Below are 26,714 nucleotides of genomic sequence, written 5' to 3'. Positions count from 1 at the left end.
CGATAGCGTGAACATAAGGGTTAAGTCTGAAGACGTTTTTCCAGCCTAGACCATATAGGCAGATAACATAACGGCAGTGCTATAAGCGAGCAGGCAACATTGAAGATAGTCTGGGAGTGGGCAATTTGCGAGGCGGGGCCGCCGCCGATCCATGACGATATACTGTGCAGCTGAGCGGTAAAAGGCAAGAAGAGCAGCGCACCGCCAACGTTAAGCGCAACATGCGACCAGGCGACGAAGACGCCGGAAGGTGAGCCGCCGATCGAGGCGATGACTGCTGTGACGCAGGTGCCAATATTGGCGCCAAGCACGATGGCGATGCCGAGCTCTGGCGGCATCGCCCCGGAAGCGGCTACGCCCATGGCCATGGCGATGACCGCAGCGCTGCTATGCAGCAGGGCGGTCAGGCAGGCCCCGGCGGCGAGTCCCCATAGCGCGCTTGTGGCGGCGTGGTCCAGGAACCACTCGAACAGGCCGCTGCTCTGCAGCGCGGGGCCGATCGATTGCATTACAGCGATGCCCCATAGGACAAGCGCGAACCCGGCAACAGCCAGGCTGATGAACTGGAGAGGTTCGGCGATTCGCTGGCGAGCTGCCGCTAACCGCGAGTTATTCATCGGCAGCTCGCCAGCGATGACCGCCGCCGCCCATAGACTGAGCGAGGCAGCCAGTAGTGGTGAAGCAGCGGAGCTGATCTGCAGACCGATCAGCTCCGTGGTCAGGCAGGTCCCGATATTGCTGCCGAGAATGATGCCAAGCGTACGGGCATAGGTAAGCAGCCCGGCATTAACCATGCCGATTGTCAACACGGTTACGGCTGTACTACTCTGCAGCAGGGCTGACAGCAGGCTGCTGGCAATCAAACCTTTTAACGGCGTAGCAGTTGCTAGGTCAAGACTTTTTCTCAGCAGCGGACCTGCCAGTCTGGCCATTGCGGCCTCCAGCAGCTTCATTCCAGCCAGAAAAATGATGAGACCATATAGGACAGGGAACAGCAGATCACGGATCATAGGGACAGACTCCTTTATGAACGAGGGTTGTACACCAATATATGAATGTAGTACAAGGGACATGTATAAAACCATTTTTATAAGAATAGGGAGTTGAAGTTATTGGCATCAGTTACTTTAGAACGCAACCGGAAGAAAAGACTGGAGCAGGCCCATCCTTGGGTCTTCGCAGGGGAGATAGCAACGGTAGATGGAAGTCCGGAGGATGGCGGACTGGTGGATGTACTGAACCATCAGGGGCGTTTTCTTGCTACTGGATATTACAATACAGCTTCGCAGATCCGGGTAAGAATTGTCTCTCAAGCACCGCTAGCGGCAATGGATACAGCCTTTTTCGCTGAACGGTTTGCGAATTGTCACCAGCACAGAAACCGTTTTCTGCCAGGAGCTGATGCGTATCGGCTAGTCTATGGGGAAGCAGATTTTCTGCCAGGACTGATTGTTGATCGCTTTGGCGACATCCTTGTTGTGCAGCTGCTAACGCTTGGGATGGACAAGCATCGCGCCGAGATTGTGGAAGCGTTGGTTCAAGTTATGGCTCCACGCGGCATTTATGAGCGTAGTGATGTGAGCGTTCGTGAGCTAGAGGGCCTGGAGCAGAAGACTGGCGTGTTGTATGGGGAGTGTCCCCGCCACGTTACGATAAGCGAAAATGGCTTGAAGCTGATCGTTGATATCGAAGAGGGACAGAAGACGGGTTACTTTTTTGACCAGCGTGAGAATAGAGCCTCTATTGCTCCACTTATGCAAGGCTGGGGTGGACGCAGCGGGATTACCCTGCAGGAAATTGCCACAGAGGACGGCTCGCTGCAGATTCTGCCCGTTAACAAGAGTGGTAAACATGTCACCTTCCCTTATTGGGATGGGGCAACTGTGCTGGAATGCTTCTCGCACACAGGCAGTTTCACGCTGCACGCCTGCAAGTATGGTGCCAAGAAGGTAACCTGCTTAGATGTATCTGCACATGCCATCGAGAGCGCTAAGGTCAATGTGGAGTTGAATGGATACAGTGATCGTGTGGAGTTTGTGGTAGATGATGCCTTTGCTTACCTGCGCAATCACGTCAAGGGAATTGAGGAGCGTTCGGAGCGGGCAACGGTTCCGGGTGCGACTGGAGCGGGAGCCAAACCAGCGACCAAAACCGATACGGCCAAGCCGATGACGGCAGGCGGCGGACGGACTTGGGATGTAGTCATCTTGGACCCTCCTGCTTTTGCCAAAGCCAAAGGCGCCGTAGCAGGAGCTGTTCGCGGCTACAAGGATATTAATCTGCATGGTATGAAGCTGGTTAACGAGGGTGGTTATCTTGTAACCGCAAGCTGCTCGTACCATATGCAGCCAGAGCTGTTCCTGGAGACTATTGCGGACGCGGCGAAGGATGCCGGCAAGATATTGCGATTGATCGAATGGCGGGCCGCTGGCAAGGACCATCCGCAGATCCTCGGCGTCGAAGAGGGGCATTATTTGAAGTTTGCTATATTTGAAGTGCGGAGCAAAAATAAATAAAGCTGGAAACACCTTAGAAGGGTCTCTATATAGAGGCTCTTCTTTTTTTGTATATAGTGTTGTTTTTTAAAGACTGCTTTCAAATTATACATATCTTATCATTAAGAAATCGGTCTTTATCAGCGCAGCGGTCAAAGGAACCCTCAAATCTTAGCATCGTAATTCACGATAAACGGGTATCGTCCATAAAAGAATGGCGAAGCTCTCCTTCATGTTTAACGGCAATTCATGCCGTTAGATTGTCCGATTCAAGCTTAATTCGGTAATTAACTGCCATTAATGCTGTTAATTTCCTCTGATGAGCAAATTTTAGTGATGAATTGACGAATTAGAGGCAGTAACTGCTGTTAATGAGTTACCAAGAGCTGCATGACTCCAATTAACAGCAGACAATGATGTTAATTTATTCCTCTCACCAAAATATTAACATCATTACCTTGATGAATCTCAAGTATATTGCCTCTGAAGCCTTCAAGGAAGGATTTTAGCATTTCCATTCATTTGAAAAAAATCCCAAACGTATGTTCTCTCAAATGAGGTTATGGTATAATTGGAGGATGAGTAAGTTGCAGGAATTATTAGATTTATAAAGGTGGATTCCACCTGTAAGTAGTCTCTTTAAATCTCTTCGCCACGTAAAGGAGTCTTGCGTAATGCCGGTAAACTTTTTAATAGGCCGCTCGGGCAGCGGTAAGACAACAAAGATATGGGAGTCGGTATCCGCCTCCTTAGAGCAGGAGCCGCTAGGGATGCCGATTATTGTGCTTGTTCCAGAGCAGGGCTCTTTTGGTGCGGAACGGGGACTCTTGAGCGCTGGGAATGCCAAGGGAAGCATCCGGGCCCAGACGCTTAGCTTTTCTCGTCTCGCCTACCGGGTGAAGCAGGAAACGGGGGGCAGCGCGAGTCTGCCCATCAGTGAAGAAGGCAAGAAGATGCTGATCTATAGAATCATCAACCGCCGCAAAGAGGAGTTGAAGCTATTTGGTGCTTCTGCGGACAGACCAGGCTTTGTAGAGCGGGTTAGCCAATTGCATACAGAAATGAAACGGTGTTGTCTAGGTGCCGCCGATTTGGACGAGCAATTGTCCAGAATGCGGAATACGATTGGAGGCAGTCCAATTCTCGCGGGGAAGCTGGATGATTTACAACTTGTATTTAGCGACTTGGAGCAGGAAATGTCACGGCTGTATATTGACGAAGAAGACCGTTTGGCTGAACTGGCAGAGCATATCCCAGAGTCCTCCTACATTCGTGGCGCCGAAATATGGGTGGATGGCTTTCATGGTTTTACTCCACAGGAATTTGTTGTGCTGCGCGAATTAATGCTGTGCGCGGCCAAGCTGACCGTGTCGCTTACGCTTGACCGGACATACCCTCAGGGGGAACAGCCGCATGAGTTGGAGCTCTTTCATCCTGCGGCGGTAACTTATATCAAGCTGCGCGGAATAGCGGAGGAACTGGGTGTGGAGATCTGGGACGAGCTGCTGAGCCCGCCTATTCTTCCACGCTTCGCACTGTCTCCCGTGCTTGCCCATTTGGAACAGGGCTACGACCATCGGACTCGCTGGTACGGAGAAGATGCACAAATAGCTGAAGCTGTCTCGATCGGTGCAGCCGCCTCCCGTAGAGCGGAGGTTGAGGGAGCGCTGCGCGAAATGATCAGACTGGCGCGGGACGAAGGGGCAAAATACAGCGATATGGCGGTGTTCATGCGCAATATTGGTGATTATGAGCAGCTAGTGACACCGCTCTTTCAGGATTACGGAGTCCCATTCTTTCTGGATCAAAAAGTAAATGAGCTGCATCATCCGCTCATCGAGTTTATTCGCTCTGCGTTGGATGTGGTGCGTCGCCGCTGGCGTTATGAGGATGTGTTCCGTTGCGTGAAGACCGATCTGCTGCTTCCGCTGGACCACAGTCTAACACGTGAGGATATGGATGTTCTGGAGAATTATGTGCTGGCCTGCGGTATACAGGGGTACCGCTGGACTGATGGACGGTCCTGGAGAGGTATTCCGAGTCTATCGATGGAGGGTGGCCGAGGGGTAGATGAACATCTGCTGCTGACCATGGAGCGTTGTCGGACAGCGATAACGGGTCCATTGTTCGCGTTTGAGAAGCGTGTCAAGAAGAGCCGCAGCGGTCTTGAGCTATGCACTGCGGTCTATAGTTTGCTCCAAGAGACGGATGTAGCACACAAGCTCGAAGCTATGAGCGCAAAGTCTTTGGAGAAGGGGCAGCCAGAGGCTGCACGGGAACATAGCCAGCTATGGGGCGCGACACTGGATCTGCTGGATCAGATTGTCGAAATGATGGGCAATGAGCGGTTAGAGTTTGATGTGTTTGCCGGTGTGCTGGAAACTGGACTTGCCGAGCTGAAGATGGGGCTTGTTCCGCCTGCGCTCGATCAGGTACTCATTGGGAATATGGACCGGACACGCACATCCGGTGTGAAATATGCTTTTTTGCTAGGATTTAATGAAGGCGTTGTTCCTGCTCAGTTTAAAGAGGATGGTATTCTCTCGGAGGGAGAACGTTCTGTGCTGGAGAACGCCGGTATGGAGTTGGCCCCGGGTTCTTCCCGCAAGCTCTTGGATGAACGTTTTCTGATCTATAACGCGCTGACAACGGCGAGCAGAAGATTATGGGTCAGCTATGCATCTGCTGATGAAGAGGGGAAACCCTTGCTGCCTTCCGAGGTTATTCGCCATTTACATAAAATGTTCCCCTCGGCACAGGAGCACTCCCTTGCAGGCTTCCCTCCAGCGGGTCTGACTGCAGATGCTGGGGATTTCATGCATATGGGTTTTGTTGCTCAGCCGGAGCAGACTTTGCGCATGCTGATTATGCAGCTGCGACAATGGCGTCAAGGAGTAGAAATTCCCGAGCTATGGTGGGATGTGTACAATTGGTTCATAGCGAATGATGCGCGTAAGCCACAGCTGGACCGACTGCTGGGCTCGCTGTTTTACCGCAACGACGGGATCAAGTTGAAGCGTGGAACCAGTCTTAGATTATATGGGGGTACAACGCTACGTGGCAGTGTATCGCGTATGGAGAAGTTTGTCGGCTGCGCCTTCTCCCATTTTGCTTCGTACGGTCTCAGACTAAGGGAACGGCAGCTGTATAAGCTGCAAGCGCCTGATATTGGTCAGCTGTTCCATGCTGCATTAAGCGATATGGCGAAGCGGTTGCAGCATGAAGGTCGCGGCTGGGGCAGTATGACACCGGAGGAATGTCGACGTGAGGCTGGAGAGACAGTGGATCGTCTGTCACCGATGCTGCAGGGCGAAATTCTATTAAGTTCCAAGCGTTATGGATACATCTCCCGGAAGCTGAAGAATATCGTTGGAAGAGCAACAGTTATTCTGGGTGAGCACGCGCGTCGGGGCAGCTTTGAGCCGGTTGGGCTGGAGCTTGATTTTGGGCCGGGCAAGGATTTGCCTCCCTTAAGAATAACTTTGCCGAATGGTTGTGTGATGGAGGTAGTGGGCCGGATAGACCGAGTGGATATGGCCGAAGGGGCAAATGGTATCCTGCTGCGGGTAATTGACTATAAATCGAGCCAGAAGGATCTTAAGCTCCATGAGGTTTACTATGGTTTATCCCTGCAAATGCTGACTTATCTAGATGTATTGCTAACCTATTCCGAACAATGGCTGGGCCGCCCAGCGCTTCCTGCCGGGACGCTCTATTTCCATGTGCATGACCCTCTACTTACCTCACCCAATGGGCTGAATCGGGAGCAGGCAGAGCAGGAATTGCTGAAACGCTTCAAGATGAAAGGGCTGCTGACAGCAGACCGCGAGATTGTTTCCCTGATGGATACCAGTCTGGACAAAGGGTATTCCTCAATCGTACCAGTCGCGCTGAAGAGCGATGGCAGTTTTTATAGCAGTGCCTCAGTAGCCACTCCGGAGCAGTGGGGACATTTGCTGTCCTCTGTGCGAAGTACGATTTCAGACATCGGAACCCGTATTACAGATGGAAATGTAGAGATTCAGCCCTACCGTATTCAACAGGAGACGGCTTGTACCTTTTGCTCTTACCGGCCGGTATGCCAGTTCGATGAAGCGGTGGAAGGCAATGATTATAACAATCTTGGTAAGCCAGGCAAGGATATCATTTGGGACCTGCTGTCCCGCAAAGGAGGAGCTACGCTGTGAGCATGAAGGCTGAAATAGAAGTTAAACCGGAAGGCAGCATATGGAGTGATGACCAATGGCGCGCCATCGCCGAGAGCGGTGATGATATCCTGGTAGCGGCGGCAGCAGGCTCCGGCAAGACAGCGGTACTGGTGGAGCGGATTATCCGCAAAATCAGCAAGGAAGAGAATGGCTTTAGCGTGGATAGGCTACTCGTTGCCACCTTTACCAAAGCCGCCGCAGCTGAAATGCGCCAGCGGATTCGAGAAGCGCTGGATCGGGCGCTGGAAGACAATGGTGAGAATGACCATCTGCGCCGTCAGCTTGCTCTGTTGGGCAAGGCCTCCATTACGACACTGCATTCCTTCTGTATGGAAGTGATTCGCCGGTATTATCAGATCATCCCGATTGACCCCGGGTTTCGTATCTTAAATGAGCATGAGGCCGAAATGATGCGGCAGGAGCTGCTGGAGGAACTGCTGGAAGAGAAGTATGGCGTAGTGAGCGAGGACGGAGAAGACACTGTCTTTGTTAGGCTAGCCGATTGGTTCAGCGGAGAGCGGAGCGATGATGCAGTGCATGCGCTAATACAGCGGCTGCATGATTTTGCCCGCAGCCATCCCTGGCCAGCCCAGTGGCTGCGCGATACTGCCGCCGATTTCTCGCTGCCGGATACAGACAGTTTGAGCCAGACACCATGGGTACAGAGCATTCTAGAGGAAGCTAAGTTGACACTCTCCGGGGCAATAAGCCAGCTAATGCAGGGTCAGGAAATTGCCTTGATGCCGGGTGGCCCAGCCCCTTATGCTGATAATTTAGCGGCTGATCTGGTGATGGTTAGAGAGCTCACGGATGCTGTGAATCAGCGGCCTTGGGCAGAGCTGTACGATATTTTTATGGAGGTATCTTTCGGGAAGCTCAAAGCCTGCAAGAAAGACTCTACTGATCCCGGACTTCAGGAAGCTGTTAAAGAGCTGCGCGATAGCGTCAAGAAGAGTATATTGGAGCTTCAAAAGGCGTTATTTGGCCGTCCTGCAGCTGTCTTTCTGGCCGAATTACACGAAGCAGCTCCGCTAATGGATGAGCTGGCCGAGACGGTGATCGAATTCGGCGAACGTTATCGAATAGAGAAATCTGGCCGTGGGCTGGTCGATTTCAGCGATCTGGAGCACTATTGCCTGCAAATATTACGACATCCAGATTCTTTGCCAGGCAGCTCGCTGCCTTCTGATGCGGCCATGGAGTACCGTGCCCAGTACGACGAGGTGCTGCTGGATGAATATCAGGATACGAATAGTGTGCAGGAGGAAATCGTGCGGCTGATATCCCGGGAAGCGCCTGGCAACCGCTTTATGGTTGGAGATATGAAGCAGAGTATTTACCGTTTCCGACTGGCGGAGCCAGGATTGTTTCTGGAAAAATACCATAGCTTCAGCACCAAAAGTGTAAATGCTAGCGGCTCTGATAGTGAGTCGTCTACAGGATCGGTAATCGATCTGGCCCGTAATTTCCGCAGCCGCCGTGAAGTCGTCAACGCCGTAAATATGATTTTTCAGCAGATTATGAACGAGACGGTGGCGGAAATAAGCTATGATGAGCGCGCAGAGTTGGTTTATGGAGCTAATTTTCCAGGGACTGAGGATAAAGGCCCGGATACTAATTTTGCGCCGGAGCTGTTATTAATCGACCGTGGCAAGAACGCAACAGGTAAGGCAGAGGAAGCCTTGGAGGATGGCGAGGATGCCCCACAGGAGAGCGAAGTCATCGAGAGTGAGACAGCTCAGCTTGAAGCGCGGGCAATTGCCCGGCGTATTTCGCAGATGACTGGTATGACTGGCGGTTCACCGCTGCTTATTTATGATAAAGGTCTCAAGATCATGCGTCCCGTCATTTATGGCGATATCGTGATTTTGCTCCGCTCGGCCAGAATATGGACGCCTCTGATGATTGAGGAGCTAAGGCTGGAAGGTATACCGGCATATGGTGACCAGAATAAAGGGTATTTTCAGGCTACAGAAGTAGAAATCGCCCTTTCCCTTCTAAAAGTAGTAGATAACCCTCAGCAAGATATCCCGCTGGCAGGAGTGCTGCGCTCGCCTGTTGTGGGTCTAGGCGAAGAGGAGCTGGCTACTGTGCGGTTATGCAGTCAAGGCTCTTTCTATGAAGCTTTGCAAGCAGCAGTGAAAGAGCAGGGACAGGCTGTAGGGGTTGGTGACAGCGAGGTTGCAGCTACTACGGAGAACGCGTTTGAAGCATCGGTTGCATCTGAAGTGGATAGTTCTTCTAACTTAAGTGAAATCAACGCAGCTTATGAAGAGGAGAAGGCCAGCGGAATTCTGCCATCTATCGCTCCTAAGCTGCGCCGGAAGCTTCAATACTTTCTGAACCAACTGGAAAGCTGGAGAAACGCGGCTCGACAGGGTAGCCTGAGCGGACTGATCTGGCGTATTTACGGAGAAAGTGGCTATCTGGAGTGGGTCGGAGGTCTGCCTGGAGGTTTTCAGCGTCAGAATAACCTCAAAGCCTTGTATGATCGGGCTGTACAATATGAGAATGATACCTCGGCCCGCGGCTTATTCCGCTTTCTGGTGTTTATTAGCCGGCTGCGCGAGAATGGCGGCGACCTTGGGGTTGCTGGCGGAAGCGATGAAGAAGGTAACGGCGTCAGAATTATGACTATCCATAAATCCAAAGGCCTGGAGTTTCCGGTTGTTTTTTTGGCCGGTATGTCCAAGCCTTTTAACCGGCAGGATCTGTATTCGCCGTTTCTGATGCATAAGGAGCTGGGCTTCGGACCCCGTTTTGTGGAACGGGATACAAGAGTGAGCTATCCGACGCTGCCCTTTCTGGCGATTAACCGCCGCTCGAAGCTTGAACTATTGGCAGAGGAAATGCGTGTGCTGTATGTAGGACTGACCCGGCCTAGAGATAAGATGATCCTGGTGGGAACGGTTCGTGATTTACCTCGTAAAATCGCTGGCTGGAGTGCGATTCAGAGCCGGGAGGAATTGCTGCTGCCGGACCATTTACTGGCTCGTGGGCGCTGTTATCTGGACTGGGTTGGACCCGCACTGATCCGTCATCCCAGAGCAACCATCTTACGCAAGCTGGCTGGTTCAGAAGGAACCGTCTCTACAGTGCTGCATACTGATATTTCCAATTGGAGCATCAGTGTGCTGGACGCTACCGAGCTTAGCACTGGCGCTTTCCTTTCCAAGGAGGGCAGCGGTAAGGATGAAGAGCGGCAGTTAGTGCTTCATGCCCTGCAAAGAGGGGAGGCCGCGCCTTCTGGAGGAACCGAAGCTGGGAGGGAAGTGGCCCGAAAGCTGAATTGGCGCTATCCTTATGCAGCAGCCTCGGGTATTCCAGCCAAGACCTCAGTAACGGAGCTGAAAGCCTTGTTATCTATGCAAGAGCAGCCTTCCTTTGATCTCTTGGAGGAAGGGGAGCTTGCTGCTCAGAGAATCGGAGGGCGTAGCGTTGCTAATGCCGACAGTCTTCATTTGCGGCGCCCCAAATTTATGGAGAAGCGTAGTCTGACCTCTGCGGAGCGGGGAACTGCGTACCATACAGTTATGCAGCATATTCCGCTTGAAGGACCGGTTGATCACACTGTTGTCGAGGAAACACTGGCACGTCTGGAGCGGGTAGCGATTGTGACGGCTGAGCAGACGGAGGCAGTAGTTCCAGAGCAAGTCGAGGGTTTTTATAAGAGTGAGCTTGGACAAAGACTACTGGCTTCTACTTGGAAGAGAAGAGAGCTTCCATTTAGTTATATGGTTCCGGCTAGTGAAGCCTACCAAGGCTTGAGTTTTCTAGATGAAGCCGTCTCCAAATTCTCTTCGGCACCAGAAAATGATGCTAAAGCCGAAGCTGTATTGATTCAGGGGGTTATTGATTGTCTTTTCCGTGAGGGAGATCGGTTAATCTTACTAGACTATAAGACTGATACTGTTCTGGAGCATCCGAACGCATTAGACGACCTCAAGGATAAATACCGCTTTCAACTGGAGCTGTACGGCAAGGCGTTAAATGATATTCTAGGAGAACCGATCAGCGAGTTGTGGCTGTACTTTTTTGATGGTGGACATGCTGTAAGCTTATAAATAACTATTCATTGCCGCATAAAGTGCGGAGAAAGAGGCGGAAGATGCGGATATTGCATACGGGAGACTGGCACCTTGGCCGGACGCTGGAGGGAAGAAGCCGGCAGAAGGAGCAAGAGCAGTTCATCGATGAGCTGGTGGAGATTGCCGATGCCCATAAGGTGGATCTCATTTTAATGGCGGGTGACGTCTATGATTCGGTTAATCCTCCGGCGGCAGCGGAGCAATTATTCTACGATGCCGCTGCTCGGTTGACAGCAAATGGTCGGCCACTCGTTGTGATATCCGGAAACCATGACCAGCCCGAGCGCGTTGCCTCCGTATCTCCACTCGTTCTCCGGCAAGGGATTACATTGGTGGGTCTGCCTACCTCGGAACCGGTAACTATTCAGGTCGGACGTACAGGCGAAATCGCTAAGATTGCTGCCCTTCCATATCCCTCCGAGGCTCGCCTCGGGGAATTGCTGGCTGGGGATAGTGGTGAGGATGAGCTGCGTCTCGCTTACAGTGCACGCGTAGGCAAGCTTATGAAGCTGCTGGGTCGGGAATTTACTCCGCAGACCGTGAATCTAGCTATGAGTCACATTTATGTACTTGGCGGAGTGGAAAGCGATTCAGAACGACCGATACAGGTTGGTGGAGCGTATACTGTAGATCCTTCCGCCCTGTCTTGTGGAGCACAGTACACTGCGCTTGGGCATCTGCATCGAGCCCAGCGGGTGAAGGGTGAGGGAATGATTCGCTATAGCGGTTCACCGCTGGCTTATAGCTTCTCGGAAGCAGGGCAAGCCAAGTCGGTTACATTGGTTGATGCTGTTCCGGGCGTAGAGCCCAGCTTTGAAGAAATTTATCTCCGCTGCGGCCGTCCATTGGTCAGATGGAATTCCACTGGCGGAATAGATGAGGTTTACCGCTGGTTGGACGAAGGAAGAGATGCTTCCGCTTTTATTGATTTGGAAATCCGCCTCAGTGAAGCGTTGTCGATGAGTGATATTCAGCGGCTGCGCAAATCACGGGAAGGCATTATACATATTCGACCGATTTATCCGCAGATGGAACAAGAGCTGGAGCAAATCTCCCGCTCGCGTATGCCCGTGCAGGAATTGTTCCGTAAATTCTATCAGCGGCAGACGGGTGGGGCAGAGCCAGAGGATAGCTTGATTGAGCTGTTTCTGGAGCTGACACAGGAAGAACGGCATCAGCCGGAGGAAGGGGAGGAGAACTAAGGTGAAGCCGATTCTATTAAAAGTAGCTGGATTACAGAGTTATAGAGAGATGCAGGAAATTGACTTTGAAAGTCTAACGGAAACCGGTCTGTTCGGTATATTTGGACCGACGGGCAGCGGGAAGTCAACTCTGCTGGATGCGATTACGCTGGCTATGTATGGCAAAGTGGAGCGTGCGGTGAATGGCACGCAGGGAATTATGAACCATTCCGAGGATTCGCTGAGCGTGGCTTTTACCTTTGAGCTCACCTCCTCCGAAGGGACTCGCCGCTATCGTGTTGAACGGAAGTTTAAGCGCACGGGTGAACAATCGGTCAGTAATACGATCAGTCGGTTTATCGAAGTTACCGCTGACGGGGACAACGTCATGGCTGATAAGCTGGCAGATGTCACGCGTTGTGTGGAGGAGCATATCGGGCTGAAAATGGACGACTTCACCCGGGCAGTCGTGCTGCCGCAAGGGAAATTCGCTGAATTTCTGTCCCTGCGCGGCGTGGACCGCCGACAGATGCTGCAGCGCCTGTTTCATCTGGAGCAATATGGGGATCAGCTAGCGCTTAAGCTCAGCCGCCGGGTGAAGGATAACGAAGCTGCGCTGCGCGCGCTGGAAGCAGAGCAGCAGGGGCTTGGCAGCGCAGGCAAAGCGGATATGCAGGCCGCGGCTGAGCGGCTGCAGGAGGCTATTGCCTATGCCGTGGAGTGCCGCCAGAAATTGGAGGCGGCTGTTCAGGTTGCTGAGCGCTTTGCGAGAATCCGCGAGCTGCAGGAGGAGCGTTCCCGCCGCGAGCTGCAGCGGCAGGGTCTATTAGCCCGTCAGGAGGAGATCCTTCTCCTGGAGGGTAAGCTCGGCAAGGCTGACGAAGCCGAGAAAAGGCTGCCTGCGCTGAAAGCCTGGCGCAGCGCGGAAGAGACTTGGCAGAACCTCTTGGCCCGCGCGGAGGGCCAAGAGGTATTGGCCGCCGTCGCGGAAGCGGAGGCGGCGGCAGCCACAGCGACCGAGGCTGCTGCGCAGGCCGCGCTGGCCTTGGAAGAGCCGGCCCTCCGGCAGGGGGCCGACACCTTCCGCCGCGCGCTCGAGCTGGAAGCCGAGCTCGGCGGGCTGCGCCGTGAGCTTGGCGCGCTGCGCGAGCGCCGCGAGGAGGCCTCCCGCAAGCTTGGCGCGCTGCGGGAGAGCATGGCCCGGGAGCGGGAGCTTTTGGCCAAGGGCCAAAAGCGGCAGCACGAGCTGCAGCAGAGCCTGCAGCCGCTGGCGGTCCGCTCCCAGGAGCGGCAGTCTCTGCAGGAAGCCATGCAGAGACTGCAAGGGCTGCGCTCCGCCGAATCCCAGTGGAATTCGGCGGATACGGAACGCCGTGAGCGCGCAGCAGCGCTCACGGTGTCGCAAGCCCGTCTCGCCGAGGCCGAACTCCGGCGGGATGGGCTCGAAGCAGCGCGCGCGGAGCTAATCCGCGAAGCTGCACTGCATCTTGAGAAATTGCTGGCGGCAGAAGCAACCGCCGCAGCCGCAGCCGAGAGCCTTGAGCTCCATGGCGGCACGCTGGAGGCGGCTCTGAAAGGCCAAGAGATTCATAGGCTGTCACTTACCTTAGCCAGTGAGCTGGAAGAAGGCCAGCCTTGTCCTGTATGCGGCAGTCAGCATCATCCTGCACCTGCTCAAATGCAGGGCAATGAGGAGCATGCAGAGCTGGAAATTCAGCTCCAGCAGGTCAGAAGTATGTCCAGACGAGCACTGGAAGCACGTCATGTATTTCATAGCCTGTGGGAGCAGGACCAGGCATGGCTGCAGCAAGTCTACGGCGATGGGGCTGCAGATTTACTGAAGCTTCCAGCGGCCGCAGGACTGGAACAAGAACAGAACAGAAGTAACAGTTCGAACACTTTATCTATTGTTTCCGCAGCCGTAGCATTGAAGCCCCTGACTGAGAACAATCTGACCGAACTGGAACATGCTATAGCGGAACTGAAGGAGCTCTCTGGAGAACTGCGGCGCGGAGCAGGCGAGTGGCAGCGTTCCATGCAGCATAACCAGCAGCAATGTCTCCAAGAAGCTGCAAGTGTGGCAGCCGAGCGGAGCTGGGTAGATGGGATTACAGTCAAGGCTGAGGAATTGAGCGTCCAGCTGTCGGCGTTACAACAAAGTTGGACACAACAGTTCCCTGAGCTGGTACCAGGTGAAGCAGAGAATGCCTACCGTGAGTTGCTGAAGAAGGACGAGCAGGCGGAGGAGATTAGGGGACGTCTAGAGATCAGCGTCAAGTTTCTCGACGACAAGAGCATAGCCGTGCAGAATCTGCAAGAAGGAATTGCTGAACTGGATAAAGAGCTGGTCCAGTGGAATGCCCAGCTGGAAGGCAAGGAAGAGCTGCTGCGTGAGAAGGAACAACGGCTGTTAGAGTGGACAGAAGGGCGAGCAGCCGGTCCCCTACTGGCCGAATGCGAACGGCGGTTGCAGGAACTCTTATCTGCACTGGAAGGCTGCCGAAAGACCTTGCGGACTGTCTCAGACAAGGCTCAGCATGAAGTCAAAGCTGCAGCTATTGCCCGGCAGGCTGCAGACTCTGCGCATGAGCATTTCTTAATTGCAGCCAGCCAGTGGGAGCAAAGTCTGAATTCTTCGCCGTTTGCCTCTGCGATTGAAGTGGAAAGAGCAGCGCTCACATCTGAAGAGCGGGAGAAGGCGGCTTCCCGTGTGTTTAACCATCGAACAGATGAAGCAGAAGTCGCTTTGCAGCTGCGGCATATTGCAGAGAAGCTGGATGGAGCTGTAATGAGTCCGGAAGAATGGCTGGAGAGTCAGAATAAGCTTCGCCAGTGCCGGGAAGACGACGAAAGCTCTCTCCAGAACCGGGCGCGCAGCGAACGTGATCTGGAGGATTTGCGTCATCGGCATAATCGCTGGATGGAGCTCGAAGCCCAGCGGACCGAGCATGCAGCTCTTCAGGATCAGTTATCTAAGCTGCAGTCCGTGCTGCGTGGAAATGCTTTTGTGGAATATATTGCTGAGGAGCAACTGATGCAAGTATGCCAGGCCGCGTCCCAGCGTCTTCGTTTCTTAAGCAAGCAGCGGTATGCCTTGGAGGTCGATTCTGCTGGTGGCTTCGTTATTCGTGATGATGGGAATGGTGGAGTGAGACGGCCTGTCTCAACGTTATCCGGTGGAGAGACCTTTTTAACCTCCCTGTCGCTGGCGCTGGCCCTATCAGCCCAGATCCAGCTGCGGGGACAATATCCGTTGCAATTTTTCTTCCTGGATGAAGGATTTGGCACCCTAGACCCGGATTTGCTCGATACTGTAATTACATCACTCGAGAAATTACACAACGATCAGCTGTCCGTAGGCATTATCAGCCATGTTCCGGAGCTTCGGGCACGTCTGCCACGCAAGCTCGTTATTGTGCCTGCTGAACAAGGTGGTGGGGGTTCGCGTATTATTTTGGAAAAAATGTGATCCATAGAGAAGTTTGTGATATCTGTCACAGATACAGCACTATCGCCTTGTTATAATACAGCTAAGCCGACATCATTTTAGAAACACCTCGGCGGACGTATGACCGGGAACAAATCTCCTTTTCATACGTCCGCCGCCGAATCAGCTTTATGAGCTGTGAAGGGTGTTTCTTTTTTTTTTTTTTTTTGAAATAAACTACCCCTAATCTCAGAATTCGCCCGTTTATCAGCGCCTGGAGCCGCGCAGTCATCTACTCCATCAGAAATTCCACAAAACTTTATCCCAACCACTTTGACTTTCCTCTTCTTAAATTCCTGATTACTAAGTAAGCATTTTTTGCTATCCACTCAATACTAGCTGATCCTAAGGGTAATTCTGAAATGTTTTATCTGTTACTGATACAGCAACATGTTTGTCGAATTTGTAATTTCCAATCCATAATTGCAGCTTGAGCATTGGTGGTAACTTCATAACTTCTTAGTTTTCTTAGCTCCATGTCCGTGCGAACATTTGGATCTGTTTGAGATTATAATCTCAAGTTATTGTTATTGTGAATAGATAGCATCCAGAAGTTCGATCGATTGGAGCTAATATCTATTGTGGAATTAGGCTTAATAGATTCCTGTATCTTTTACAACATATTATCCTGAGGCAGCCTGTTAAAGTTACATTGTTGTATTAAATCCATGATTTCAAGCAAATATGGACTTCCAAGTTAGTATAATCTGTATTTCGTACAACATTTCTCCTTTGCAGAGTGATTGGCGATGAAATGTTGTATTTACTACATCAATTGCTGCTGCTGAGGATGGGATCATCTATGTATAGTCTTGGGCAGTAGACGATATCCCTAACCCTAAAATAAACAAGTTCTCCTATTTCCTGTACCTAGTCCTTACTTTCGCATTCGATCAATATCCTGTATGATTAGAGACATAAAATTCCACAACAACGCTCCCACAATTAATGCTTTCGAAGCGATTTTTATGATGAAGTATCCCAAACAACTAAGCTCCATAATAATTTTAGGAGGAAAAGATATGGAAACCGTGTTTAGCAAAATTATCGAGGGGACTATTCCTGCGCATAAAGTATATGAGAATGAACGGATTCTCGCGTTCTATGATATTGAGCCTGCTGCACCCGTGCATGTGTTGATTATTCCGAAGAAGTTCATTGCTTCAATGAACGAGGTCACCCCTGAGGATCTGCCGTTGATCGCTGAAATTCATAGCGTAGCGCAGCAGCTTGCCAGAGAACTTGGGATAGCAGAATCCGGTTACCGTCTGATTAACAACTGCGGGCCTGATAGTGGACAAGCGGTTCCTCATCTTCATTATCACTTGCTTGGAGGAACCAAGCTTGGTGCCCTGGTTGGGAATTCAGCTTCTCACGCCTAATAGAAAGTTCGGGATTTAAAGGCTTGTCCGAAAAAATAATGACGCGAAGGTTGACACCTTATTTCCGTTTGACCTATAATGGAATTTGATAAACCGTGTTATGCTCTTTTGACGGTATGGTCGGAGGGAGGGGAAACTGTGTCTGAAACGAAAGTTCGCAAAAACGAGACAATTGATGCTGCACTTCGTCGCTTTAAACGTTCCATCGCAAAAGATGGTGTCTTGGCTGAGGTGAAGAAACGCAAGCATTACGAAAAGCCAAGCGTTAAGAAAAAGCTGAAGTCCGAGGCTGCTCGTAAGAGAAAGTTTTAGGAGGATTACCCACGCATGAATCTTAGCGAACGATTGAACGAAGATATGAAGCAAGCGATGAAGAGTAGGGACAAGTTCACACTCTCCACGATTCGAATGGTTCGATCTACAATAAAGTATCTTGAAATAGATTTGAAGAGAACATTAGACGACAACGAAGTGCTTGATATCCTAAGTCGTGAAATCAAACAGCGCAAAGATGCCCTCCAAGAATTTGAATCAGCGGGTCGCGATGAGCTTGTTGCGAGTACGAAGGCAGAAATCGAGATTATTATGAAATATCTTCCTGAACAACTTTCTGAAGAAGAGATTAACCTCATTGTACAGCAAACTATCCAGGAAACTGGTGCTTCTTCGAAGAGCGAGATGGGTAAGGTCATGAGCGCACTGATGCCTAAGGTTAAAGGGCGCGCTGATGGTAAACTCGTGAACCAAGCGGTTCAACAATTTCTGCAATAATAAAACGCTAGCACCCCTTTTTTAAGGGGTGTTTTTCTTTGTTTTGAAACGTATCGCCATCTTCGGCGTACTACAGATAAAGTTAGGGGTCCTATTGAAGAAGGGAGGGAATAGTTTGAAACGATTTCGCAAAATAGCCTTGGCTAGCTTTGCTGCTGTCCTGTTGTTACTGCTTATGATTCCGCTAACAGCTGATGTTAACGCTGACATCGCTCCACCCAAGTCACCTGATGTGTCAGTTGGGGAACTTAAGAAAGGCCCAGTGTTTATTATTCCGGTCGATCAGGAAATCGAAAGAGGACTACAGAGATTCTTGGAACGGGGCTTTCAGGAAGCAACCAATTATGGAGCAGTTTTGATTGTGCTGGAAATAGATACACCGGGCGGACTTGTAGATTCAGCAGAGCAGATTGGCACGATGGTAAGAGATAGCGGAATTCCAACAGCTGCCTATATTAAGGGCGACGCAGCTTCTGCAGGTAGTTACATAGCCTTGAACGCAGGCAAGATTATTATGAAGCCCGGCAGTATGATCGGTTCTGCATCACTGGTGGACATGAACGGCCAAAGCGTGGATGATGCTAAGATGATCTCCTATTGGAAAGCAAAGATGGTTGGCGCGGCTGCGCTGAACGGACGCGACCCAGATATCGCCGCAGGGATGATGGATATTAATGCTGTTGTAGATAAACCTGAACTTGGTATAAGTAAGAGTAAAGGTGAAATTATCGCCCTGACCAGTGATGAAGCGCTAAAGGCTGGTTATGCTGACCAAATTACAGCTACACCGGAAGCCGCCATCACTTGGCTGGGCTACTCAACAGACGACATTTTTCGCGTGGAGCATACCGGTGCCGAGAAAATGTCGCAATTTCTGACCAATCCGATTATTATGACGATTTTGCTGTTCATCGGCATAGCCGGAGTTGTGATTGAAATGCTTGTGCCGGGTTTTGGCGCACCTGGAATTATTGGGACGCTAGCCTTTGCCCTATACTTCTTCGGAAACTATGTGGCTGGCTTTGCCGGTGCCGAAACCCTGCTGCTCTTCATTGTGGGTCTCGTCATGCTAGTGCTGGAGTTGTTCGTACCAAGCTTCGGTATCTTGGGGCTGTTAGGCTCAGTCTGTCTTGTTGCAGGTGTTGTAAGAGCCGCCTTTAGCTATACACATGCCTTGTTCAGTCTGGGAATCGCCTTTGCCGCTGCAGCTGTGGTGATCATTATTGTTGCAGTTGTATTCAAAGAACGCGGGATCTGGAATCGATTTATTTTGAAAGATAGTCTGACTAAGAAACAGGGTTTTGTGCCTGTGGAAGAGAAACGGAACCTGATCGGCGGTACTGGGATCAGTATCACACCGCTTCGTCCCTCCGGAACGGCAATAGTTGGCGGAGAGCGAATAGATGTAGTTACAGAGGGTGGCTTCATTGACATGAATTCTGCCATCTCAGTGATCAAGGTTGAGGGTGGACGGATTGTGGTGAAGGAAATTAAAGCCTAAGGTAAATTAAGAATTGGCACTGTGAATTCCTGAAATATTAAAATGGAGGTTGAGTTAGAGTATGGGTGAAGCTTCTTTAATAACATTTTTGTTGATCGCGGTTGCCGTGATCATTGTGCTTAGCGTCTTTTTCAGCTTCTTTCCAGTCATGCTGTGGGTGTCCGCGTGGGCTTCTGGCGTAAGAATTAGTATTATTACTTTGGTAGCGATGAGATTACGGCGGGTGACGCCAAGCCGGATCGTTAATCCGCTGATTAAAGCTACGAAAGCAGGACTTGGGATTAACATCAATGAGCTGGAGAGCCATTATCTGGCCGGAGGGAACGTGGACCGGGTCGTCAATGCGCTGATTGCTGCTCAACGGGCGGATATTCCACTTGAATTCACACGTGCAGCGGCTATCGACCTTGCAGGTCGCGATGTGCTGCTGGCTGTACAGATGAGCGTTAACCCACGGGTTATCGAGACACCAATAGTCGCTGCTGTCGCTAAAAACGGGATTGAGGTTAAAGTTAAAGCACGGGTTACTGTCCGCGCTAATATTGATCGTCTCGTTGGTGGTGCGGGTGAAGAAACGATCATCGCACGTGTTGGTGAGGGGATTGTTACTACGGTTGGCTCGAGTAATTCGCACAAGGACGTTCTGGAGAATCCGGATTCGATCTCGCGTACTGTGCTGTCTAAAGGTCTGGATTCCGGTACAGCCTTTGAGATTCTATCCATTGATATTGCCGACATCGATGTAGGCAAGAATATCGGAGCCTATCTGCAAACAGAACAGGCCGAGGCGGACAAACGCATCGCACAGGCGAAGGCGGAGGAACGCAGAGCCATGGCTGTGGCCCATGAGCAAGAGATGAAGGCTCGTGTCGTGGAGATGAAGGCGCTTGTCGTGGAAGCTGAATCACAGGTACCACTGGCTATGGCTGAAGCATTGCGGGCAGGCAAACTTGGTGTGATGGATTATATGAATCTTAAAAACATTGAGGCTGATACCCAAATGCGAGGCTCTCTTAGCAAGATGAATGATCAGGACGACAGCAACCATCCAAATAATAATAAATAAGGGGATGTGAGTTCCCATGAGCAGTTGGATCTATATCATTGCGGTAGTTCTATTCGCAGTTATATCCAGACTGAATAAAGCAGGGAAAAACAAGTCTAAGGGACCTTCTAGGGGCGGGATGCCGACCTTTGGCGGGGGGAATGGCAATCCGCTACGCGGGGCTAATCGTCCTAGCGATACTCTGGACAGAGAAAGGCAAGCAACGAAAGGCAGCGGCTTTCCTGTTCCTGGCAATGATTTGCCGCAGCGCAACCGGCAGACCATGCCAAGCGAGGAACGTCAGTATGACGCTTCCCCAGCCTTCCCGGAATCCGCGCGAATACCCACTCCAGATTATGTGACAGGGGAAGGTATGTCTTTGGAACAGCCAGAGGTTAGGGATGGAGTGAAGGAACGTACGGAAAGAATGCAACGTGAGCTGGAGCGTATTCAAGCTACTTTTGACGGAATGGCTGGTGCAGGCTCAGAAAAGGGTGCTTATGAACCGAAGAATTACGTTGTCGGATCAACCGATCAGCCCTATTTTAAGGGGAATCGTGAAGAACTACGCCAAGGTCTGATCTGGGCTGAGGTTTTGGGGGCTCCACGTTCCAAACAGCCTCACTACGTCCGCAGATAAATAGAAATTTTTTATCATTCTTTTTTGATTCATTAAGACTAAAGCCTTCGTATTCCTTAAGGGGAATCGAGGGCTTTTTTTCTTTTCTAAATGATGCATCCATGACTTCAACTCATAAAAAAAAGTGTTGCTGCATAAGGTGTACAGAAGGCAGGAAGGGGGAGCGTCTACTTATGACCCGTATCGGCCGCAGGCTGCGGGGATGGACAAACGGGGTAATGGATCTTCCGCAGGATTTGCTGCAGAATATGCCCCGAATCACCCTGATCGGCAATAAGGAGTTATATATTGAGAACCATCGCGGCGTGCTGCATTTTTCCTCCGAGCAGCTTACGCTTGCATTAGTCAAAGGCTCGCTTGTCATAACAGGTAAAGAGCTTGTAATCCGCAATATTTTGGGCCAGGAGCTGGCCGTCGAGGGCATTATTGGGGAAATCAGGTATATAGAAAGCGAGGAGCACTCATGAAGGAACCGCCTATGTCATCACTGCGGGGGTTCGTTACACTGCATGTGACGGGACCGCAGGTGGAAAAATTCATAAACGCTGTAACCGGAGCCGGCATTGTTATTTGGGATGTAAGGCCTGCTGGGAGCGGCGTTTCTCTGAAGCTTCTGCTGGATGATTTCTTTACTCTCCGGCCGCTTTTAAAAAAGACAGGCTGCCGCATGCATGTCTCTGGTCGGCATGGAGTGCCTTTTATGGCGGCAAGAATGTGGAAGCGTAAATTTTTTACCATCGGGTTATTTCTGTTTGGTGTTTCTCTCCTGCTCCTGTCATCTATGATATGGAGCATTAAAATCGAAGGGAACGAACATATTGCTTCAGAGGATATATTAGCTGCTGCTCACCAGGAGGGGATATACCCTTACCAGTGGATTTGGCGTCTGGACGAACCGGACAAGCTCGCAAGAGAGCTGACAGCCCGTCTGCCGGGCATTACATGGATAGGCCTGGAACGTACGGGGACGAGCATTACCATTCAGGTAGTGGAGGCTGAACAGCCTGAGACCAAGCCTCTGCTCAGTAAGCGTCATCTGATTAGCAGAACTGATGCGGTGGTCACCGAAATATATGCTGAGCAGGGCAGGCCGGTTGTAGCGCGCAACTCGCGGGTCAAGAAAGGTGATATTCTGATTTCCGGTATTCTGGGCGATGAAGAGAATGCACAATATGTAGTTGCCAAAGGGGACGTCAAAGGTCTAGTGTGGCATGAATACAATATAGCTGTACCGTTGAAGACAACGGGCAGTTCCTATACAGGAGAGCGTAAGGACCGAACATATTTAGTGCTTGGCAAATGGGCCATTCAGCTGTGGGGATATGGAAAATCGACGTTCGAGAAGTCACGGACACTCACAGAACATGATCCACTTGTCTGGCGCTCACTGGAACTGCCGCTGGGCTGGATGACTGAGAAGGAGCTGGAGGTCAAGGAAACCACGGATACTCGTACTCCAGAAGCAGCGCAGCAGGCCGGTATGGAGCAAGCTAAGAAAGATATTTTGGCACGTTATGGTATGGATAGCGTAATCAAAAGTCAAAAAATTTTGCATGAGAAGAAAGAGAATGGTAAAGTTTATATGAAAGTACTCTTTGAAGTGGAAGAGAGAATCGCGGAAGAACTTCCAATAGTAAACAACCGAGGAGAATGAGGCTACTTGTCAGAACAGACTGCAAGCATTCGTATATCTTTGCAAAATGCGGGAGAAGCGCAATCCCTGTTCGGCCCGCAGGATGTATTCTTACAAATCATCGAGAGTGAAATTCCCGCCATCATTGATTCGCGCGAAGCGGAGATCACATTGCGCGGAGCCGAACGGGAAGTAGATATGCTGGCACAATTGTTCAATGTGCTGTTGTCCCTGATTCGCGGCGGTTATATACTCAGTGAGCGGGACGTGCAGTATGCTGTGGAGCTGGCGAAGGATTTTCGCGCCGACCAACTGCTCGATTTGTTCAAAGGAGAAATTACAACAACCTTTCGCGGTAAGCCTATCCGCGTCAAAACCATTGGCCAGAAGCATTATGTGACAATGATTAATAAGCGTGATATTGTATTCGGAATTGGTCCTGCGGGAACCGGCAAGACGTATCTCGCGGTTGTGCTCGCGGTTAAGGCGCTGAAGGAAGGTTCCGTCAAGCGTATCTTGCTTACCCGTCCGGCAGTAGAAGCAGGTGAGAGCTTAGGCTTTCTTCCGGGAGATTTGCAGGAAAAGGTAGATCCGTATCTTCGTCCGCTTTATGATGCCTTATATGACGTTATGGGTCCAGATCAGGTTGCCAAGGCGCTTGAACGAGGACTTATTGAGATTGCACCGCTCGCTTATATGCGGGGGCGCACACTGGATGATTCTTTTATTATCCTGGATGAAGCCCAGAATACGACACCTGCACAAATGAAAATGTTTCTAACCCGGCTCGGCTTTGGCTCTAAGATGGTCATTACGGGGGATGTTACCCAGATCGATCTGCCCCGCGGCAAGAAATCCGGTCTGATTGAAGCCCAAGTGATTTTATCCGGCATAGAAGAGCTTGGCTTTGTCTATTTTACCGAACAGGATGTAGTAAGGCATTCCCTGGTGCAGAAAATAATCGTTGCCTATGACCGCTCTGCCGAAAACCTCGAATAAAGGGGATTGTCTTCATGGCTTCAAAGCAACCATTCAAATTAAGTGGATTAGTATATAGTAACAACGGCTGGAAGTATAGCGCGTTAACGCGCTATGCTCTTTTCCTGTTATTAGGGCTTGTCTTCTACTTCAGTCTGGCGCCTGATCTGCTGCCTAAACGGTATGATATTAAAGAGGATACCCACAGCGCCAAGGAAATTACAGCGCCCAAGCAGATCCTCGACAGCAAGGCTAAGCTGAAAGCCCAGGAGAAAGCGGCTGAGAATGTAAAAGAACGGTATGCAATTATTCCGATGAGGTCTGATAACCTGGTAACCTCTCTGTTGGATCGCATTGACCGCCTTAATCAGGATGATCTGATTTCAGAGACGGACAAAACGGCAATTTACCGTGAGGAAATTCCGCAGCGGGCCAATGATTTTATTCTTAATTTTGTAACATCAAACCGGAACAACGGCACTTATTCGGATACGCTTCTGGATGAAATGCAGTCCATTATTAAGGAGCAGGCTTATGTTATTCCTGAGGAGACGTTTATCAAAATACCGCGTCTGACCTCTCAGGATATCATCGAAATGAAGCCGGTTGCCCGTGATATTGTCACCAAGCTGATGAACGATCAGATACAAGATGCTCAGACTGCACGCGCCAAGGTAGCCGAGCAGGTCAGTATTAGCTCTCTGACCCAGCGTACGGCCCGTGAGGTTGTGCAGGAACTGGTGCGGCTTGTTCTAACGAGTAATAAGTTCTACGATGAGGAAACTACAAAGGAAGCGAAGGTTCAGGCCCGTGAGGACACGCCTGATGTGTTCATAGAGCAAGGGGATGTGCTTGTTGCCAAAGGGCAGCTGATTACTGCCGACCTGTACACGCTTCTGGATGAGAACGGCTTGTTGAACAATGAGGTCGATTATTGGCCGCAACTTGGACTGCTGATGCTGGCAGCTTTGCTCTCCGCAGGACTGCTGATGTTTATCCGCTATTCCGGAGGAACCTCGACTTTCAAGTATAATAATTCCCAGTTATTGATGCTGGTGCTGGTATTCGGTATTACCATTATCTCGATGCGTCTGGCTGCTTTTTTGCAGACGGATGTCCGGTCTTATATAGGATTTCTAGCTCCGGTAGCCATTGGCGCGATGCTGATCGCCATGTTGCTGGATATGACACTGGCGTATTTTTGTTCCATTTTGTTCAGTATTCTTTCCAGTATTATTTTGAATGTGCATCAGAATACAGTGTTTGATTTTAACTTTGGATTCTTTGTGCTCATCGTGTCTTATGTGGCTATCTTTGCCACGCACCGTGCCGGTCAGCGTTCGACACTGCTGAAAGGTGGGATCATGGTCTCTCTTTTCGGCTGTGGAACTGTCTTTATGCTGACGCTTCTGGGCGGTGGCGTATGGAACCAGGTGGATACCCTATATGCTATCGGTTTTGCCTTTGCTAGCGGTCTCTTAACCGCAGTGCTGGTCATCGGGCTGATGCCATTCTTCGAGGCTACCTTTGGTATTCTATCAGCGCTGAAGCTGGTAGAATTATCGAACCCGAACCATCCTCTGCTGCGCAAGCTGCTTATGGAAACACCGGGGACCTACCATCACAGCGTAATGGTTGGCAATTTGTCTGAAGCCGCGGCGGAAGCGATTGGCGCGGATGGGCTGCTCTGCCGTGTGGGCTCGTATTATCACGATATCGGCAAAACGAAGCGACCCTTTTATTTTATTGAGAATCAGAATAATATGGAGAACCCGCATGACTCTATTGAACCGATGCTCAGCAAATCCATCATTGTGTCCCATGCCCGCGACGGAGTGGAAATGCTGAGGGAATATAAGTTGCCCAAGCCTATCCGCGACATTGCAGAGCAGCATCATGGGACTACATTCCTGCATTATTTTTATCATAAAGCACTGAAACTAGCCGAAGAAAAAGGGAATGAACCTGATTTTACCGAAGATGACTTCCGTTATCCTGGACCGAAGGCACAATCAAAGGAATCAGCTGTGATCGGGATTGCTGACAGTGTAGAAGCGGCTGTCCGTTCCTTGCGCAAACCGACGGTCGTACAGGTGGAGACGATGATTGAGAAAATTATCAAGAGCCGGCTGGATGACCATCAATTCGACGAATGCGATCTAACGATAAAGGAACTGGATATCATTGCGCGAACGCTGAAAGAGACGGTTATGGGCATTTTCCATTCCCGGATTGAATATCCAGAGGATATACGCAAGCCGAAAAAAGAAGAAGGGGCTGTTACTACATGAGCCTAGGAATTATATGGAATAATGAGCAAGCTGAATACGAGATTAAAGACAGTCTTATCACGCTGCTGGAGAGCATTCTGCAAAAAGCGGCAGAAGCGGAAGGGATTATCAAAGGTGAGGTTGACCTTACGTTTGTCGATAATGAGCGTATCCACGAATTGAATCGGGAGTATCGGGGGATTGACCGTCCAACAGACGTGCTTTCTTTTGCTATGAATGAAGCCGGTGAAGATGAGCCGGAGATTATATATGAAGTAGAAGAGGACGAAGAGCTGGAGGAGTTTCCAGACATGCTTGGAGATATTATTATTTCAGTAACCCGCGCACAGGAGCAGGCTCTAGAGTACGGGCATTCTCTGGAACGGGAACTTGGCTTCCTGTTCGTGCATGGTTTTCTGCATTTGCTTGGCTACGATCACCAAGATGACGCTTCAGAGGCCGAAATGATGTCCAAACAGGAACAAGTATTGATCCAGGTTGGGTTGACCCGCTAATGGTCAAGAACACGGCGGTAGGCCACAAAAAGTTCTGGCACTCTTTCCGCTTTGCGGCACATGGCATTGCCGCAGCATTTAAATCCGAGCTTAACATGAAGGTGCACAGCTTCCTGGCTGTAGTTGTTCTTATTGCTGCCGCCGTATTCAGACTACCAGCTGCCAGTTGGATGCTGTTGCTGCTCGCGATCACACTTGTACTGACCGCCGAACTGCTCAATACGGCCATTGAAGCGACAATTGATCTAGTATCGCCTGCCATACATCCCTTGGCTAAGAAAGCCAAAGATACCGCCGCAGGAGCCGTGCTTCTATCGGCGGTGTTTGCTCTTATAACTGGGCTGTATGTTTTTTACGGTCCCGTGATAGACTGGATTACCGGACTTATGTCATAATCAATATACAACTTAAGCGTATGGAGAGGCGGACGAGCGTTTTGCGACTCCGCCATCTTTTAATGGGGAAGCTTAGTAGCTAAGCTTCATAAAACTTAAGCGTATGCTTACGAAGCGAGTTTTAT

18 protein-coding genes are annotated in these 26,714 nt (G+C 50.6%); 17 read left to right on the top strand and 1 reads right to left on the bottom strand.

Annotated features, from left to right (window positions below):
- Positions 1 to 20: 20 nt before the first annotated feature.
- Positions 21 to 1,010, bottom strand: a complete 990-nt coding sequence (locus GJB61_RS22285) for a Na/Pi cotransporter family protein (protein WP_154121352.1) — start codon at positions 1,008 to 1,010, stop codon at positions 21 to 23.
- Positions 1,011 to 1,112: 102 nt separating this feature from the next.
- Here GJB61_RS22285 and GJB61_RS22280 point away from each other — a divergent pair, with 102 nt between their 5' ends.
- The 17 genes from GJB61_RS22280 (at position 1,113) to GJB61_RS22200 (ending at position 26,589) form a co-directional block, all read left to right on the top strand.
- Positions 1,113 to 2,516, top strand: coding sequence for a class I SAM-dependent rRNA methyltransferase (locus GJB61_RS22280; RefSeq protein WP_154121232.1), 1,404 nt, complete (start codon positions 1,113 to 1,115; stop codon positions 2,514 to 2,516).
- 653 nt (positions 2,517 to 3,169) lie between these two features.
- A complete protein-coding gene (gene addB, locus GJB61_RS22275; RefSeq protein ID WP_154121231.1) occupies positions 3,170 to 6,682 on the top strand; it encodes a helicase-exonuclease AddAB subunit AddB in 3,513 nt (1,170 codons plus the stop codon).
- A gap of 2 nt (positions 6,683 to 6,684) precedes the next feature.
- A complete protein-coding gene (addA, locus tag GJB61_RS22270) occupies positions 6,685 to 10,767 on the top strand; it encodes a helicase-exonuclease AddAB subunit AddA (protein ID WP_154121351.1) in 4,083 nt (1,360 codons plus the stop codon).
- Positions 10,768 to 10,811: 44 nt separating this feature from the next.
- A complete protein-coding gene (locus tag GJB61_RS22265) occupies positions 10,812 to 11,993 on the top strand; it encodes an exonuclease SbcCD subunit D (RefSeq protein WP_154121230.1) in 1,182 nt (393 codons plus the stop codon).
- A 1-nt stretch (position 11,994) separates the two neighbouring features.
- Positions 11,995 to 15,441 (top strand): AAA family ATPase, encoded by a 3,447-nt coding sequence (locus GJB61_RS22260; protein WP_338116025.1) that lies wholly within the window; start codon positions 11,995 to 11,997, stop codon positions 15,439 to 15,441.
- A 1,040-nt stretch (positions 15,442 to 16,481) separates the two neighbouring features.
- The gene (locus GJB61_RS22255; protein ID WP_154121229.1) at positions 16,482 to 16,841 is read left to right on the top strand and encodes a histidine triad nucleotide-binding protein; all 360 of its coding nucleotides are present in this window, start codon (positions 16,482 to 16,484) and stop codon (positions 16,839 to 16,841) included.
- A gap of 138 nt (positions 16,842 to 16,979) precedes the next feature.
- Positions 16,980 to 17,153 carry a 30S ribosomal protein S21 gene (rpsU, locus tag GJB61_RS22250; RefSeq protein ID WP_036657994.1) on the top strand — a complete coding sequence of 58 codons (174 nt, stop codon included), beginning with the start codon at positions 16,980 to 16,982 and terminating at the stop codon, positions 17,151 to 17,153.
- Between the two features lie 15 nt (positions 17,154 to 17,168).
- Complete coding sequence (locus GJB61_RS22245; RefSeq protein WP_154121227.1) at positions 17,169 to 17,612, top strand: GatB/YqeY domain-containing protein; 444 nt, start codon at positions 17,169 to 17,171, stop codon at positions 17,610 to 17,612.
- 175 nt (positions 17,613 to 17,787) lie between these two features.
- Entirely contained in the window at positions 17,788 to 19,113 is a 1,326-nt protein-coding gene (locus tag GJB61_RS22240) for an NfeD family protein (protein WP_154121349.1), read from the top strand.
- Positions 19,114 to 19,174: 61 nt separating this feature from the next.
- Entirely contained in the window at positions 19,175 to 20,179 is a 1,005-nt protein-coding gene (gene floA, locus GJB61_RS22235; protein ID WP_154121226.1) for a flotillin-like protein FloA, read from the top strand.
- A 16-nt stretch (positions 20,180 to 20,195) separates the two neighbouring features.
- Entirely contained in the window at positions 20,196 to 20,798 is a 603-nt protein-coding gene (locus GJB61_RS22230) for a hypothetical protein (protein ID WP_154121225.1), read from the top strand.
- 173 nt (positions 20,799 to 20,971) lie between these two features.
- The gene (gene yqfC / locus GJB61_RS22225; RefSeq protein WP_154121224.1) at positions 20,972 to 21,265 is read left to right on the top strand and encodes a sporulation protein YqfC; all 294 of its coding nucleotides are present in this window, start codon (positions 20,972 to 20,974) and stop codon (positions 21,263 to 21,265) included.
- Positions 21,262 to 22,452, top strand: coding sequence for a sporulation protein YqfD (gene yqfD / locus GJB61_RS22220; RefSeq protein WP_154121223.1), 1,191 nt, complete (start codon positions 21,262 to 21,264; stop codon positions 22,450 to 22,452). Before yqfC ends, yqfD begins: the two co-directional genes overlap by 4 nt.
- A gap of 6 nt (positions 22,453 to 22,458) precedes the next feature.
- Entirely contained in the window at positions 22,459 to 23,430 is a 972-nt protein-coding gene (locus GJB61_RS22215) for a PhoH family protein (RefSeq protein WP_154121222.1), read from the top strand.
- A 14-nt stretch (positions 23,431 to 23,444) separates the two neighbouring features.
- Positions 23,445 to 25,700: an HD family phosphohydrolase gene (locus tag GJB61_RS22210; protein WP_154121221.1), complete on the top strand. Its 2,256-nt coding sequence runs from the start codon at positions 23,445 to 23,447 to the stop codon at positions 25,698 to 25,700.
- Positions 25,697 to 26,194, top strand: a complete 498-nt coding sequence (ybeY, locus tag GJB61_RS22205; RefSeq protein ID WP_154121220.1) for an rRNA maturation RNase YbeY — start codon at positions 25,697 to 25,699, stop codon at positions 26,192 to 26,194. The genes GJB61_RS22210 and ybeY overlap by 4 nt, the downstream gene beginning before the upstream one ends.
- Positions 26,194 to 26,589, top strand: a complete 396-nt coding sequence (locus GJB61_RS22200) for a diacylglycerol kinase family protein (RefSeq protein WP_154121219.1) — start codon at positions 26,194 to 26,196, stop codon at positions 26,587 to 26,589. The genes ybeY and GJB61_RS22200 overlap by 1 nt, the downstream gene beginning before the upstream one ends.
- Positions 26,590 to 26,714: the final 125 nt, after the last annotated feature.

The sequence above is a fragment of the Paenibacillus monticola genome (genome assembly GCF_009664975.1).
Taxonomy (GTDB): domain Bacteria; phylum Bacillota; class Bacilli; order Paenibacillales; family Paenibacillaceae; genus Paenibacillus_AQ; species Paenibacillus_AQ monticola.
The sequence above is the reverse complement of the archived record's forward strand: the minus strand, read 5'-3'. Positions and strand labels throughout refer to the sequence as shown.